This window comes from Micromonospora saelicesensis, assembly GCF_900091575.1.
In the GTDB taxonomy this organism is placed as follows: domain Bacteria; phylum Actinomycetota; class Actinomycetes; order Mycobacteriales; family Micromonosporaceae; genus Micromonospora; species Micromonospora saelicesensis.
The window spans coordinates 978040-992146 of sequence record NZ_FMCR01000001.1 but is presented as its reverse complement, the minus strand read 5'-3'; the positions used below and the strand labels follow the sequence as shown (position 1 = coordinate 992146).

The window sequence follows — 14107 nt, the reverse complement described above, 5'->3', positions numbered from 1 at the left end:
CAAACGACCATGATCTGGACAGCCGGTTTCCGTACCGCGGTGATCAGTCCGTACGAGCAGCTCCAGTTCGGCCAACCCCGGCGTTTCGCCGACCAGACCGTTCGTCAGGTGCTGCATTTGGCCGGCGGCGGGGACGCCCTGCGTGTACGCCTGACGAACCGCTACGGCCGCAGTCCGTTGACCATCGGGGCCGCCACTGTCGCCGTCGGCGACCGGCAGGCGGCCCTCACCTTCGGCGGTGCCGAGCGCGGCGTCGTGCCGGCGGGCGAAGAGACCGTCACCGACCCGGTCAGCATTCCCGTCGCGCCCGGCGCCGATCTTGTCGTGAGCCTCTACTTCCCGGAGCGGACCGACCTGGCCACCTACTCCCACAAGCCGGTGGAGGTCGCGCGGACAGCCGGTGGCAACCGGGTTGCCTCGCCCGTCCTGCCGAGAGGGGAGCAGGTCGAGGCCCGGTTCTTCATCGCGGGTGTGGACGTGCTCGCCGCCCCGGACACCGCCGTCGCGGTGGCCTTCGGCGACTCCTGGTTCGAGGGGGTCGGCACCACGATCGGCGCGAACCGTCGATCCGTCGACCTTCTCAACCGGCGCCTGAAGCGCGGGTGGGTGGTCAACCAGGGCATCGCCGGGAACCGTCTCCTGCGTGACGGCGTCGGCGAACACGGGCTGGCGCGCTTCGACCGCGACGTTCTCTCCATCCCCGCCCTGACCCACGTCTTGGTCCACTTCGGTATCAACGACCTCGGTCTTCCAGTCATGTTGGGCGAGCCGGCCGTCACCGCCGACGCCCTCGTCGAGGGCTTCCGTGCGCTGGCCGACCGCGCGCACGACGCCGGTCTGCGGATCGTCGCCGCCACCATCGGCCCGTTCGCGGGCGCCGGCCCGGAGATCAGCACCCCGGCGGGCCTCGCCACCCGACGCGAGGTGAACGACTGGATCCGTACGACGGACGCCTTCGACGCCGTCTTCGACGTGGCGAGCGCTGTCGCGGACCCGCACGCCCCCGACCACATCCACCCGGCGCTGGACAGCGGTGACGGCATGCACCTGAACGACAGGGGCGCGGAGGCGATGGCCGACGCGGTGAACCTGGACGACCTCGCGCTCTAGCGCCGGTCACCGCGATGGCGCGTACCGACGGGAGCCGTCAGACCCCGAGGACGTGGTTCAGGTGGGCGTTGGTGAAGACACGGTCGGGGTCGAGCCGGTCGCGGACGGCCTGGAAGTCCGCGAAGCGGGGGTACGCCGTGGCCAGCGAGGCGGCGTCGCGGTAGTGCAGCTTGCCCCAGTGCGGGCGACCGCCCAGCCCGGCGGCCACCTGCTCGAAGGCCCGGAAGTACGGCTCGTACGGCATGCCGACGTACTGGTGCACGGCGATGTAGGCGTTGTCCCGGCCGTAGCCGTGCGACAGCCAGATGTCGTCGGCGGCGGTGAACCGCACCTCCACCGGGAAGAGCACCTTGAACGGCAGGCCGTCCACGATCTGCTGGAGTGCGGCGAGCGCCTCGGGCAACGCCTCGCGGGGCAGGCCGTACTCCATCTCCACGAAGCGGACCCGGCGCGGCGTGCAGAAGACCCGGTCGGAGCGGCCGGTGTACTGGCGTTCGGTGAGGGCGCGGGCGGAGACCGCGCTGATCCCCGGGGCCAGTGCGGGCACGGCCCGGCCGAGTCGGCAGGCGCCGGCGAAGACCCGGTTGGACAGGAAGTCGTCGTCCACCCAGCCGCGCCAGCGGGACAGCGGTCGGTCGTTGGCGGGTACCCGGTCGTTGGCCTTGACCTGGACCCGGGACGTGTACGGGAACCAGTAGAACTCGACGTGGTCGTGCCGGCCGATCAGCTCGGGCAGTTCGCCGAGCACGTCGGCCAGTTCGGCCGGCCGTTCGTGGGCGCGCAGAACAAAGGCGTCCACGCAGCGAAGGGTCACCTCGACCAGGACGCCGAGCGCGCCGAGTGACACCCGGGCGGCGGCGAGGACGTCGGGATGCTCGTCGGCGGAGCAGTGCAGCACCTCGCCGGTGCCGGTGACCACTGTGATCGCCTCGACGAAGGTGGAGAGGCACCCGTAGCCGGCTCCGGTGCCGTGGGTGCCGGTGGAGATCGCCCCGGCGACGGTCTGCGCGTCGATGTCGCCGAGGTTGGGCAGCGCGAGGCCGTGCCGGGCGAGCAGGCCGTTGAGCGCGTGCAGGGTCATTCCCGCCGGCACGGTGACCAGCCGGTGTGCGACGTCCACGCTGACAATGGTGTCCAGCTCGGACAAATCCATCCGACGGTCGTCGGCGAGCGCGACGGCGGTGAACGAGTGGCCGCTGCCCGTCACCCGGATCCGACCGCCGTCGGCCGCGGCGGATCGGACGGCTTCTGCGACATCGGTCGGCGAGCCGGGGCGCAGGATCGCGCTGGCGCTGCCACGCTGGTTCCCGGCCCAGTTGGACCATCCAGCCCCGAGCGGTGCGGTGCGGACCATGCGCGCTCCTCATTCATGAATATGAACTGACTTCATATCAGGAACGTTCTAGCTGGTAAATACCGCAATTGCGATCCGCTCGTTGTACCGGTAGTCACGGACTCGTGACGTGGAGATATGTTCATCCGTCGAAGGGGGGTGGCGCAGAGTGTCCACACCAGCCGCCACGACCGGGCCGCTGCGCCGCGTACCGGTGCAAGGTCGAAGTGTCGCGCGGGTACAGCGCATGTTGGATGCCTGCGCCGAACTCGTCGACGAGGTGGGGTACGAGGGGCTGACCACCACCCTGCTCGCCGAGCGGGCCGAGGTGGCGATCGGGTCGGTCTACCAGTTCTTTCCGGACAAGCGGGCGATCGTGCAGGCGTTGACCCTGCGGACCATGGAGTCCTACCTCCAGCGCCTCGACGAGCGGTTCGCCTCCGACGAGATGACCCACTGGTGGGACGGCGTCGACGCGGGCATCGACGAGTACATCACGATGCACCGCACCGTCCCCGGCTTCCGTACCCTGCACTTCGGCGACGTGGTCGACCTGCACCTGCTCGACGAGCAACGGGACAACAACGGCGTGATCGCCGACCAGTTGGCCCGGGTGCTCACCGAGCGTTTCGGGCTCACCGACGTGCCCAAGCTGCGCTTCGTGCTGGAGATCGCGGTCGAGGCGGCGGACGCGCTGATCAAGCTCGCTTTCCGCCGGAAGCCCGAGGGCGACGAGCGGGTGCTGCTGGAGGCGAAGGCGTTGATCCGGGAGTACCTGCACCGCCAGGTGGACGGCCCGGACAACGGCCGGTCCACCGTCGGCAAGCATGCTGAGGCGCCCCAACCGGCCTGAGTCGGCGTGGGGCGGGGGCCCCGGCCCGGCGGTGAGGGCGGCTGTCCGGTCTCAGAGGAAGGCCTGCCCCTCACCCCGGTAGGTGGGGACCGTCGCCACCACCGCGTCCCCCTCGATCAGGTGCAGCTCGTTGACCCGTTCACACAGCTCACCTGCCTTGGCGTGCCGGAACCACACCCGGTCGCCGACGTTCAGCCCGGCCGCCGCCGCTCCGGACAGCGGAGTCTGCACCTCGCCGGCGCCCTCGGTGCCGACCAGCTTCAGCCCCGCCGGTAGCCACGGCCGGGGCAGTCGGCTGTCGGCGGCCGGGCCGGAGGCGATCCAGCCACCGCCGAGCACCGTCGCCAGCTCCGGCGTCGGTCGGCGGACCACCGCGCAGGCGAAGAACGCCGCAGGGGTGGGCCGCCAGGCGCGGTACGCGTCGAACAGCGTCGGCCCGTACAGGCCCGATCCCGCGGTGATCTCGGTTACCGCGGGATCGGCGCTGGTCGCGGCCACGCTGCCGGTGCCGCCGCCGTTGACGAACTCCAGGTCGGCGTGCTGGCGTACCGCTGCGACCGCCGCGCCACGGCGGGCCAGCAACTCGCGGTACGACCCGCGCTGGGCCAGCCTGATCGCGCCCGCCAGCAGCGTCCTGCCCGGCGGCGCGTCACCCAGGCCGGCGATCTGCGCCTCGTACGACATCAGCCCGACCAGCCGGAAGCCGGGCCGACCGGCGACGGCGGCGGCGAGCGCGCCGGCCGCCCGAGCGCTGTGCACCGGTGAGCGGCGGACGCCGACGTGCACCCGACCGCGCAGCGGTCGCCAGGAGGCGTCCAGATCCAGGCAGAGCCGTAGCTCGGCGCGCTGCCCCGGCGCCGTGACGGCGTCGATGAGGTCGAGTTGGCCGGTGCCGTCGATCATCAGGGTGATCGCGGCGGCGAGCGTCGGGTCGGCGCCCAGTTCGGCGAGGGCGGCCCGGTCGGCGCTCGGGTACGCGACCAGCACGTCGTCGCTGACGCCGGCGCGGACCAGCCAGATCGCCTCGGGCACTGTGAACGCCATCACGCCCTGCCAGCCGGGCCGCGCGAGGGCTCGACTGATCAACTCCCGGGTGCGGACCGACTTGCTGGCGAGGCGGACCGGTTTTCCTGCGGCGCGATCGGCCAGGGCAACCGAATTGGCGTCGAAGGCAGTGAGGTCGACCACCGCGTACGGGGGGTCGAGGTGGGCAGTCGCCCGATCCAGGCGCTCGCGAAGTTTGTCGCTTTCGATGGCCACGTGTGCACGCTAACTGTCTGACGGAGAATGCGAAATACCCTCGCGTACGTCCGGGCTGCGGTCGGTAGCTCCGGCGGCCTAGGCTCAGCGAGCAGGAGAATGTCGCCCGGGGGGTGGCCCCCACCGGGTCTAGAGTGTTGCACCGGAGGTGCCCAGCGATGGGCCGGCACGTGGAGGTACGGCCATCGAAAGCCAGAACAGCGGCGAGTCGCCCGGCGTGTCGCGCTCGGGTGACCAGTCGGACAACGCCGCCAAGCAGCCCAACGGCGCTCAGGTTGATCCGTCCGGTTATGCCGCGATCCGGTCCGTGCTGCGCATCCGGCCGTTCCGCCGGCTGTGGATCGTGCTCGGCGCCGCCTCCTTCGGTGACTGGCTCGGCCTGCTGGCCACCGCCCTCTTCGCCGCCTCGCAGGTGCAGGGCAGCACCGCCCAGGGCGCCGCGTTCGGCGGGGTCACCGCGATCCGGCTGCTGCCCGCGCTGGTGCTCGGCCCGGTGGCCGGCGTCTTCGCCGACCGGTTCGACCGGCGCTGGACCATGGTCATCTGTGACCTGCTGCGCTTCGTGCTCTTCGCCTCCATTCCGCTCTACGCCCTCAGCGGCGCCGCCGGCGGCCTGGTGGTCGGCTGGGCGCTGATCGCCACCTTCCTGATCGAGTCGCTCACCCTGCTCTGGATCCCGGCCAAGGAGGCCGCGGTCCCCAACCTGATCCCGCGGGCCCGGCTGGAGGCGGCCAACCAGCTCACCCTGATCACCACCTACGGCCTCACCCCGGTCGCCGCCGCCATCGGCCTCGCCGTGCTCGACCGTGGTGTCAGAGGCGCTGTGGGCGGCGACTTGCCCTCCTGGGCCGAGCCGGCCCAGCTCGCGCTCTGGTTCAACTCCTTCTCCCGGCTCGCCACCGCACTGGTGGTGGCGTTCGGGATCAAGGAGATCAGCGAGGCGCAGCGCGGCGAGGCGGAGCGTGCCGAGCAGAGCATGTTCCGGCAGTTCTCCGAGGGCTGGAAGTACATCGGTCAGACCCCGCTCGTCCGCGGCCTGGTGCTGGGCATCTTCGGCGCGTTCGCCGGCGGCGGCATCGTGGTCGGCACGGCCAAGTTCTTCGCCAACTCGCTGGGCGCCGGTGACGCCGCGTTCTCACTGCTCTTCGGCGCGATCTTCGTCGGTCTGGCGCTCGGCATCGGGCTCGGCCCGATGGTCGTCAAGGAGATGTCCCGGCGTCGCTGGTTCGGCATGAGCATCGTGCTGGCCAGCGCCGCGGTGATGACCCTCGCCTTCGCCATCCACCTGTCCATGGCGATCGTCGGCGCGGTGCTGGTCGGCGCCGGCGCCGGGATGGCCTTCCTGGCCGGCACCACCCTGCTGGGTGGAGAGGTGGCCGACGAGGTGCGCGGCCGGGTCTTCGCGGTGGTGCAGATCGGCACCCGGCTGGTGCTGATCCTGGCCATCGGGCTGAGCAGCGTGTTGGTCGGTGTCGGCGGCTCGCGCAAGCTGGAGATCGCCGACCTCGGCATCTCCGTCTCCTCCACCCGACTGCTGCTGCTCGCCGCCGGTGCCGCCGGCATCTTCGCCGGGATCAGCGCGTTCGGCCAGATGGACGACAAGAAGGGCGTCCCGGTCCTCGCCGACCTGTGGGGCTCCATCCGGGGCCGTCCGCTGATGCCCTCCGAGCCGTTCGTCTCCGCCGGGCTCTTCGTGGTCTTCGAGGGCGGCGAGGGCGCGGGGAAGTCCACCCAGCTCACCGCGCTCTCCGAGCGGCTGCGCGGTCACGGCCGAGAGGTCGTGGTCACCCGCGAGCCGGGGGCCACCGGTGTCGGCCGGCGAATCCGGTCGCTGGTGCTCGACACCTCCGGCGACGACGCGCCCTCCCCCCGGGCCGAGGCGCTGCTCTATGCCGCCGACCGGGCGCACCACGTGGCCACCGTCGTCCGGCCCGCGCTGGTCCGGGGCGGCGTGGTGATCAGCGACCGGTACGTCGACTCGTCCCTGGCGTACCAGGGCGCCGGCCGGACGCTGCCCGTCGACGAGGTCTCCTGGCTCTCCTCCTGGGCCACCGGTGGGCTCAAGCCCGACCTGGTGGTGCTGCTGGACGTCGAACCGCGCACCGGCCTGTCCCGGGTGGCCTCGCGCAACACCGGCACCGACCGGCTGGAGGCCGAGTCGGTCGCCTTCCACGAGCGCGTCCGGTACGCGTTCCTCGACCTCGCCGCCGCCGACCCGAAGCGCTACCTGGTGCTCGACGCGTCCCGGCCGGCCGACGAGATCACCGGGCTGGTGGTCCGGCGGGTCGAGGAGATGCTCGGCAAGCCGGGCGGCATCGTGCACCCGCGGCCGGCGCAGGGCCCGGACACCTCGGTGCAGCCTGAGTTATCCGACGCGGAGCTGGTGACGATGGAGCACAAGACCTGATGCCGGACGTCTTCGCCGACCTTGTCGGTCAGGACGAGGCGGTGGTCGAGCTGCGGCGCGCCGCAGCCGCGGCAGCCGCCGTGCTGCGTGCTGGCGCGGCCGCGTTGGTCGCCGCCGGCCCGGCCAGCGGTAACGAGTCCGCGGCCGACGACGCCGCGACCGGCGGGCTGGACCCGGCCGCCGGGATGACCCACGCGTGGATCTTCACCGGGCCACCCGGCTCCGGCCGCTCGGTCGCCGCACGGGCGTTCGCCGCCGCACTCCAGTGCGTGCACGGCACCGGCTGCGGTGAGTGCCCCGGCTGCCACACCACAATGGGCGGCAGCCACGCCGACGTGCGGATGGTGGTGCCGGAAGGACTCTCCATCGGCGTCGGCGAGATGCGCGCGCTGGTGCTCCGCGCGGCCAGCACCCCGTCCGGCGGGCGCTGGCAGGTGGTGGTCATCGAGGACGCCGACCGGCTCACCGAGGCCGCCGGCAACGCGCTGCTCAAGGCGATCGAGGAACCCCCACCGCGGACGGTCTTCCTGCTCTGCGCCCCGTCCACCCACCCGGACGACATCTCGGTGACCATCCGGTCGCGCTGTCGGGTCGTACCCCTGCGGCAGCCGCCGGCCGCCGCGGTGGCCGAGGTGCTGGTTCGTCGGGACAGCATCGCCCCCGACGTGGCGCAGTGGGCGGCGGCGGCCGCGCAGGGCCACGTGGGTCGGGCCCGCCGGCTGGCCCGCGACCCGGAGGCCCGCAAACGACGCGAGGCGGTGCTCGCTGTGCCCCGCCGGTTGACCGGGGTCGGCGCGGCGTTCGACGCGGCGTCGGCGCTGATCGAGGCGGCCGAGGCGGAGGCCGAGGCGTCGGTCACCGAAGCCGACACGACCGAGCGGGCGGCACTGGAGACCGCGCTCGGCGCGGGCGGCACCGGCCGGGGCGCGGCCGGCGCCATGCGAGGCGCCGCCGGGCAGCTCAAGGAGCTGGAGAAGCGGCAGAAGTCCCGGGCCACCCGGGCCCAGCGGGACGCACTGGACCGGGCGCTGGTCGACCTCGCGGGCTTCTACCGGGACGCGCTCACCATGGCGCTGAGCGCGCCCGTCGCCCCGGTGCACACCGACACGGCCGCGCTGGCCGGTGCCGGCGCGCAGAAGTGGGACGCCGAGGGGGCGCTGCGCCGGCTGGAGGCCGTGCTCGCCTGCCGTGCGGCGATCGAGGCGAACGTCAAGCCGCGGATCGCGGTCGAGGCGATGATGCTCGCCCTCTGGAAGGGCTGACCCGCACCTTCCAGCCGTTGTCCACAGGCATCGACAGGCCCGATTGCGGTGCGGTACGGTCCCTGTGCCGTGGTGACGGTGGCACCACACTGAGTGATGGATCACCCGGGAGGAGTCGGCCGATGCCGCGGGGGGAGATCGACGAAGCCTGGATCGAGGAGGCGGTGCGACGCTACCGCCGGATCGAGTCCCTCCAGGCCGAGTTCGACCAGGCGGTGTCGACCGTCGAGGTGACCGTCCGCTCACCGGACGGCCTGGTCGAGGTGGTGGTCACCGCCGGTGGACGGATCACCGACGTCCGGTTCCTCGGGCCGCTGCACACCCGCAGCCCGCGCGACGTGGCCGGTTCCGTGCAGGCCGCGGTCACCGCGGCCGCCGACGCCGCCGAATGGGCCCGGGAAAAGCTGCACAACGAGACGTTCGCCGCCTACCGACCGCTCGCGGGGGCCTGAGATGGACACACTGCGCGCGCTCTCCGCCCGACTGGACGAGGCGAGCGCCACGCTCACAGTCGTTTCGCACACCGTCACCGCCAGCGACCCGGCCCAGGCCGCGTTCGGCACCGACGCGCCGGGCCGCCCGGGCGAGATCGGTCGGGCGCTGCACCGGCAGTGGACCACCGCCACCGACGACCGGGCCCGGGAGGCCCGCGCCGCTGCCGGTCGACTGGCCGCCGCCGCGGCCGCCGTGCGGGAGGCCGCCGACCGCTACGCCGAGGTCGACCGGGCGGCCCGCCGCCGGCTCACCGGGGAACCGTGATGGACGCGCTGGACCGGCTCGCCGAGCCCGGCCTCGACCTGCTCCGCCGGGTGGACAGGCTGATCGCGGCCGGCGTCCCCGAGGGGCACCGGGTCTGGCCGCTGCTGCGCCGCATGCAGGTGCTGCCGGGCGACGCGGTTCGCGGCTTCCTCGACCTGCACCCGGTGCCGCTCGCCAGCGCCGGCCACGCGGTGCGCAGGCTCGTCCGGGGGTACGACGACGTCTCCGCCGCGCTCACCGACTCGGTGCTCTGGTCCGGTCCGGCCGCCACCGCGTACGGGCAGCAGCGGGCGGCGCTGCTGCGCCACCTCGACGAGGGGCCGGACAGCCTGGTCGGGCGACTCGAATCCACCGCCGGTTACGCCGACGCCCTCGCCGACTGGGTGGAGGGCAGCCGACTCGCACTGGCCCGCACCCTGGCCGACGTGCTCCGCTCGGCCGAAGCCGTCGCCGTGGTCGCCGCCACCGCCACCGGTGCGTCGACGCGCCCCGGCCCGGTCGGGCCCGGTGTGGCCGACGCCGCCGAGATCGCCGCACGGGTGCTGGCGGTGCTCTGCGTCGCGTACGACGGTGCGGAGACGCTGCTGCGTCAGTGGGCGCCGAGCCTGGCCGAGACCGCGTGGCGTCCGCCAGCGGACGGGCGGCCTCGCTACGACCAGCCCACCCGGGTCGGCTGGTAACCGAGCCCCGCCCTCCGGCCGTGGCGCCGGGTCGTCCCGGCCCTCGGTCCTCCGGCCGTGGCTGGTACACCCGGATCTCGGTCCTCTGGCTGTGGCGGTGTTGCCCCGGACAGGCCACGGCGTCGCTCGCGGGCGCCTGACCTGAGCCGGCGCCCACGGCGACGCCGTGGTCTTCCCCCTGCACCCCCCGCAGGTCTGCCTCCACTCAACGCCGCCGAGGCCCGTCTTGTCTCCTGCCCGGCCCCGGATTCAACCGTCCGGGCGAGCAGCAACGGCACGACGGGACGCCCTGCAATAGGTCAAGTCGACGGTCATGAATGCAGCGGGGCGTAGCCGGCCGGTGCGCCTTGCGCCGTGACCCGTCGTAGGGTGGGGGGATGGGCATGCTCTGCGCGGTCAGCTTCAACCGGTACGGGCGGCTCTACTACCTCGACCCGGGCGAGTTGCGTCCGCAGGTGGGCGACCGGGTGCTGGTGCCCACCGATGACGGGCCCGAGGTGGCGGAGTGCGTGTGGGCCGCGCAGTGGGTGACCGAGGACACCGACGGCTTCCCCCGCCTGGTCGGGCTGGCCGGCGACGACGACGTCCTCCGGGACGAGGCGTTGCGTCGGCGCAAGGCCGAGGCGAAGGTGGCCGCGAAGCGGCTTATCCGCGCGCACGGCCTGCCGATGAAGGTGGTGGCGGTCGACCATGTGCTCGGCTCCGCCGAGAGCGGCGGTGAGCGCAGCACCGTGTACTTCACCGCCCCGCACCGGGTGGACTTCCGGTCTCTGGTCCGCGACCTGGGCGCGACCCTGCACTGTCGGGTGGAGCTGCGCCAGCTCTCCGCACGCGACTCCGCCCGGGTGCAGGGCGGCATCGGCTCCTGCGGTCGGGACCTGTGCTGCGCCACGTTCCTCACGGACTTTGAGCCGGTGACCATCCGGATGGCGAAGGACCAGGACCTACCGCTCAACCCGTTGCGCATCTCCGGCGCGTGCGGTCGGCTGATGTGCTGCCTCAAGTACGAGCACCCGCTGTACCAGCGCTTTCAGGAGACCGCCCCGGCGGTCGGCAGTCGGGTCTCCACCCCCGAGGGTGACGGCCGGGTCGTCGGCCACAGCGTCCCCCGCGACGCGGTGACCGTACGCCTGGACGCCGACGGCTCTCGCTGCTCCTGCTCCCGAGCCTCCGTCTGCGCCCCCCGCCAAGCCCACGACCAGCACTACACCCCCTAACCCCACCCGCTCCCGCCCGTCCCGCGTTGATCATGAAGTTATTGCCATCCCGAGCGGCGTGTCGGAGCAATAACTTCATGATCAACGGTGGGTCGGTGGGTGTGGGTGCGTGGGTGGGTTAGTGCAGGACTGTGGGGGGTTCCGTTAGGTGGGGGGTTAGAGGGGACTTGGGGGTCAGCCAACTCTGGGTGGGGGACTGGTCGGGGTTCACCTGCCAGTCGCGGGCGACCCGGTCCACCCCCAGCGGGTAGATGGTCAACGTGCCGTCCGGGTCGATGCGCAGTCGCAGGAACGACTTCGAATCCTCAATGCCCTGGCCGGCGAAGAGTTCATTGACGTTCACTCCGAAAGAGCCCGCCACCAGCAGGTACGCCGCCACCAGCTGGCTGGCGACCAGACCGATCACCGGGCCGTAGAGCACCGCCGCGGCGACCGCCGGCAGCGGCCACGGCCAGTCGTAGAACGGCAGCGCCAACCAGACCCAGGTGCCGGCCGCCGCCAGGGCCACCTGCGCCACGCCGTGGCCGACGCCGAGGATCCAGTGCCGCGCGTGACGTTTGCCGCTCGCGCTCGGCGGCTTGGCGAACAGGGCCGCCGCGATCACCGTCACGAGCACCATCACCACCAGCGGGACGCTGAACAGCCGCTGGTCGGTGCTGTCGGCCCAGTTCGCCGTCGCACCGGCCATGGCCAGCATCAGCAGGGTGTGCAGGGTGCCGAGCAACGTGGTGAAGCCGGGATTGCGCAACGGCAACCGGGGGAAGATGCCCCAGCCGTAGCGGCGCGACCGCGCGGCGTCCGGGTAACGGGCCACCAGGTCGTACGGCTGGGCGGAGCTGGCCTTGCGGGCCAGCGTGTCCCGCGGTGGCACCTCGATGCGCTCCGGCAGCTTGTGCGTGGGGTAGAGGTACGCGCCGCCGCCACCGCAGGTGATCAGCTCCCGGTCCGGCCCGGAGTAGCGGGCGTAGTGGTGCAGGTCGCCCGAGAGCAACAGTCGCACCCGCGCCCCGGTCGGGTCGATGATCGTGCGGATGAAGTAGTCGATCGAGTCGTACGCCGTGGGGTTGTCGGCGGCCTTGACCCAGGTCGGTGCCGGCGCGGCAATGATCACCTTGGACTCCGGTCCGAGCCGCCGGGCCACCTCGTCGAAGTAGGCCAGCTGCGGGTCGTCCAGGTACGAGCCGGACTGATCGTCCACGCCGAGCAACCACCAGTCGGCCGGCAACTCCACAGCGAAGTACGACCGGGACTGCCCGGTGCCCCAGCCCGCGAAGTTGCGGTCCCGGGAGCGGACGAACAACCGCAGGAAAGCGGTGAGGCCGTCGTACCAGTCGTGGTTGCCCGGCACCGCGAAGAGCGTCGGCTTCTCGGCCGGTGCGACCGGCAGGGCGGCCTGGTAGGGGCCCTTGCAGCGGTCCTCGTACGCGGCGTAGGCCGCCGACGGGTACACCTGGTCGCCGCCCATCACCAGGGTCTGCGCCCGGGGCAGGCGGTGCCCGTCGACGGTCAGCTCGGGTTGCGCCAGCAGGTACGCCACCGAGTAGGTGGCGTTGAAGCCGTCACCGAGGTCGGCCACGTAGTCGAGCCACAGCCCGCCGTCCGGCCCGACCTGGCGGAAGACCCCGTCGCCGAACGCGTTCTGCAACTCGCGCTTGTCGAGGTACGCCCCGAAGAGCACCGCCAGCAGGGTCCGGATGCCGGTGCTGATAAGCAGGAACGGCGCCAGCCACGGCACCGGCTTGCGCGGTGTGAAGCCCAGTTCCAGCGGGTCGGTGCTGCGCGGCCGATGGGTGGCGCGTTCACCGGCCGGTGCACGGTCAGGGCGTTCGGTGGGCTCGACCTGACGTTCGGGATGGTCGCGTTCGTCGCTCACCCGCCGCAGCGTAGTCCCGGACCCGATCATCCGCTGTCCGGTAAGCGTCCAGATGGCGGCCGATGTCCGGTTGGTGCTGGCCGGCGCGGCGGGGGTATCCCGTTCGGTCGGTGCCGCCGGGGTGCCGTACACTTGCTGATCGTTGCCGCCTTAGCTCAGTCGGCTAGAGCGACGCACTCGTAATGCGTAGGTCGACGGTTCGATTCCGTCAGGCGGCTCCACGGAAAGGCCCAGGTCACTGACGTGATCTGGGCCTTTTGCTTGCTGTTGCGAGGCTGAGCAGCCAAGCGAGCAGCCCTCGGCGACGCGGCCCCCGTGCATGCCGGTGAGCCGTCCTCCAACTAGCGTGCACCCATGGCCAGGTCCTTGGACGTCTCAAGTCCGGCTGCGCGCCGGGAAGTGCTCCGGATGGTTGACGTAGCTGATCCTGGCCCTCACCACGCGATGCTTTGCGAGATCTTCGACCTCGAAAGAGCGTGGCGCGAAGGTCCGGACCCGGGCGAGAGCGACGAGTACGAGCAAATTTACGCAGCAGCCTTCCTGCTGTTCCTGATCGGCGATCCCGCGGACTCGCCCCGCCTGTATGAAGCGAAGTTCCGCACAGGTGACATGGACCTGGGTATCGGCTTCGATACCCAGGCCATCTTCGGAGCGGGCCGGCGTGAAACTCTTCAGTGGCTCCTGGACAACGGATACACCGACGAGCACGCGCATCTTTCTGAGTGGCTATCACAGGGGGAAGACCCCAAGATCGAAGACTGGGCTACGCATGTACGCCAGTACTTCTATTCAGCGACCGGCGTACTGCTTCTGGATCCGCTCTAGACACACGTGACCCGTCAAACGTCGCCTCTGCTGCGAGTCTCGGGCTCGACACGGCACCGGGGGCGATCATGTCGAACATCAACCGAGGCCGTATCCGGCCAAAGCGCCAGCTCGGCAGCCATGTAGGGGGCGGCACCCGGTGAGCTACCGACGAGCCGGCCCTGTCGCTGAGTACCCCTCGTTGCCTGTGTTGATTACCGTGCGGACATGGATGGACACCTCCTCGTCTGGGGCGCCGCGATCGTGCTTGGGTTGGCGATCCTCCTGCTGGGAGGAGCGATCGTGGCCAGGCGCCGCCGAGTATCCCGAGTAGTTGGCCGAGAGGAACAGTTGCGGCAGGCCAGGCGTGCTGCCCGACAAATCGTCAAGGCGGGCAGACGATCGAGGCGGGGCAGTTTGCACGGCACTGGTACCGCAGCCGATGGCATCTCGAATGAGGCGGGTGCCGCCCACTACGGAGGCGGTACGGCAGGCTTGCCCTAATTGACGGTTTGCTGGCCTGCAGCAGGCAGCGCATCGTGATCTGGG

The 14107-nt window shown here is 71.7% G+C and carries 12 protein-coding genes and 1 tRNA gene; 10 read left to right on the top strand and 3 right to left on the bottom strand.

All coding sequences use genetic code 11. The features are described 5' to 3' along the window. Positions 1-9 precede the first annotated feature (9 nt). The gene (locus GA0070561_RS04715) at positions 10-1110 is read left to right on the top strand and encodes a GDSL-type esterase/lipase family protein (protein WP_091395407.1); all 1101 of its coding nucleotides are present in this window, start codon (positions 10-12) and stop codon (positions 1108-1110) included. Positions 1111-1147: 37 nt separating this feature from the next. On the opposite strand, the gene GA0070561_RS04710 is transcribed toward GA0070561_RS04715, so the two are convergent. Further along, positions 1148-2464, bottom strand: a complete 1317-nt coding sequence (locus GA0070561_RS04710) for a D-arabinono-1,4-lactone oxidase (RefSeq protein WP_091395404.1) — start codon at positions 2462-2464, stop codon at positions 1148-1150. A gap of 226 nt (positions 2465-2690) precedes the next feature. Between GA0070561_RS04710 and GA0070561_RS04705 the strand changes: the two genes are divergently transcribed. After that, the gene (locus tag GA0070561_RS04705) at positions 2691-3296 is read left to right on the top strand and encodes a TetR/AcrR family transcriptional regulator (protein WP_091395401.1); all 606 of its coding nucleotides are present in this window, start codon (positions 2691-2693) and stop codon (positions 3294-3296) included. Between the two features lie 51 nt (positions 3297-3347). Here GA0070561_RS04705 and GA0070561_RS04700 read toward each other — a convergent pair whose 3' ends face one another. Beyond that, entirely contained in the window at positions 3348-4556 is a 1209-nt protein-coding gene (locus tag GA0070561_RS04700; protein WP_091395398.1) for an amino acid deaminase/aldolase, read from the bottom strand. Between the two features lie 307 nt (positions 4557-4863). On the opposite strand from GA0070561_RS04700, the gene tmk reads away from it, so the two are divergent. From tmk to GA0070561_RS04670, 6 genes are all read left to right on the top strand, one after another. Then, entirely contained in the window at positions 4864-6963 is a 2100-nt protein-coding gene (tmk, locus tag GA0070561_RS04695; RefSeq protein WP_091397387.1) for a dTMP kinase, read from the top strand. After that, the gene (locus tag GA0070561_RS04690) at positions 6963-8225 is read left to right on the top strand and encodes a DNA polymerase III subunit delta' (protein ID WP_091395396.1); all 1263 of its coding nucleotides are present in this window, start codon (positions 6963-6965) and stop codon (positions 8223-8225) included. Before tmk ends, GA0070561_RS04690 begins: the two co-directional genes overlap by 1 nt. 122 nt (positions 8226-8347) lie before the next feature. Next, on the top strand, positions 8348-8677 hold the full coding sequence (locus tag GA0070561_RS04685; protein ID WP_007454690.1) for a YbaB/EbfC family nucleoid-associated protein: 330 nt from the start codon (positions 8348-8350) through the stop codon (positions 8675-8677). 1 nt (position 8678) lies between these two features. Further along, on the top strand, positions 8679-8984 hold the full coding sequence (locus GA0070561_RS04680) for a type VII secretion target (protein ID WP_091395392.1): 306 nt from the start codon (positions 8679-8681) through the stop codon (positions 8982-8984). After that, on the top strand, positions 8984-9664 hold the full coding sequence (locus GA0070561_RS04675; protein WP_091397384.1) for a hypothetical protein: 681 nt from the start codon (positions 8984-8986) through the stop codon (positions 9662-9664). The genes GA0070561_RS04680 and GA0070561_RS04675 overlap by 1 nt, the downstream gene beginning before the upstream one ends. 377 nt (positions 9665-10041) lie before the next feature. Continuing rightward, positions 10042-10881: a PSP1 domain-containing protein gene (locus tag GA0070561_RS04670; protein ID WP_091395389.1), complete on the top strand. Its 840-nt coding sequence runs from the start codon at positions 10042-10044 to the stop codon at positions 10879-10881. A gap of 118 nt (positions 10882-10999) precedes the next feature. Here GA0070561_RS04670 and GA0070561_RS04665 read toward each other — a convergent pair whose 3' ends face one another. After that, positions 11000-12754 carry a metallophosphoesterase family protein gene (locus GA0070561_RS04665; protein WP_091397381.1) on the bottom strand — a complete coding sequence of 585 codons (1755 nt, stop codon included), beginning with the start codon at positions 12752-12754 and terminating at the stop codon, positions 11000-11002. Between the two features lie 144 nt (positions 12755-12898). On the opposite strand from GA0070561_RS04665, the gene GA0070561_RS04660 reads away from it, so the two are divergent. Then, positions 12899-12975 (top strand) — tRNA-Thr (locus tag GA0070561_RS04660). Between the two features lie 133 nt (positions 12976-13108). Continuing rightward, a complete protein-coding gene (locus tag GA0070561_RS04655; RefSeq protein WP_091395386.1) occupies positions 13109-13579 on the top strand; it encodes a hypothetical protein in 471 nt (156 codons plus the stop codon). Positions 13580-14107: the final 528 nt, after the last annotated feature.

What these genes read in the sequence shown, in the direction of transcription:
- GA0070561_RS04715 (WP_091395407.1), top strand. Translation starts at nt 10, where the DNA reads ATGATCTGGACAGCCGGTTTCCGTACCGCGGTGATCAGTCCGTACGAG.
- GA0070561_RS04710 (WP_091395404.1), bottom strand. Translation starts at nt 2,464, where the DNA reads ATGGTCCGCACCGCACCGCTCGGGGCTGGATGGTCCAACTGGGCCGGG.
- GA0070561_RS04705 (WP_091395401.1), top strand. Translation starts at nt 2,691, where the DNA reads ATGTTGGATGCCTGCGCCGAACTCGTCGACGAGGTGGGGTACGAGGGG.
- GA0070561_RS04690 (WP_091395396.1), top strand. Translation starts at nt 6,963, where the DNA reads ATGCCGGACGTCTTCGCCGACCTTGTCGGTCAGGACGAGGCGGTGGTC.
- GA0070561_RS04685 (WP_007454690.1), top strand. Translation starts at nt 8,348, where the DNA reads ATGCCGCGGGGGGAGATCGACGAAGCCTGGATCGAGGAGGCGGTGCGA.
- GA0070561_RS04680 (WP_091395392.1), top strand. Translation starts at nt 8,679, where the DNA reads ATGGACACACTGCGCGCGCTCTCCGCCCGACTGGACGAGGCGAGCGCC.
- GA0070561_RS04675 (WP_091397384.1), top strand. Translation starts at nt 8,984, where the DNA reads ATGGACGCGCTGGACCGGCTCGCCGAGCCCGGCCTCGACCTGCTCCGC.
- GA0070561_RS04670 (WP_091395389.1), top strand. Translation starts at nt 10,042, where the DNA reads ATGGGCATGCTCTGCGCGGTCAGCTTCAACCGGTACGGGCGGCTCTAC.
- GA0070561_RS04655 (WP_091395386.1), top strand. Translation starts at nt 13,109, where the DNA reads ATGGCCAGGTCCTTGGACGTCTCAAGTCCGGCTGCGCGCCGGGAAGTG.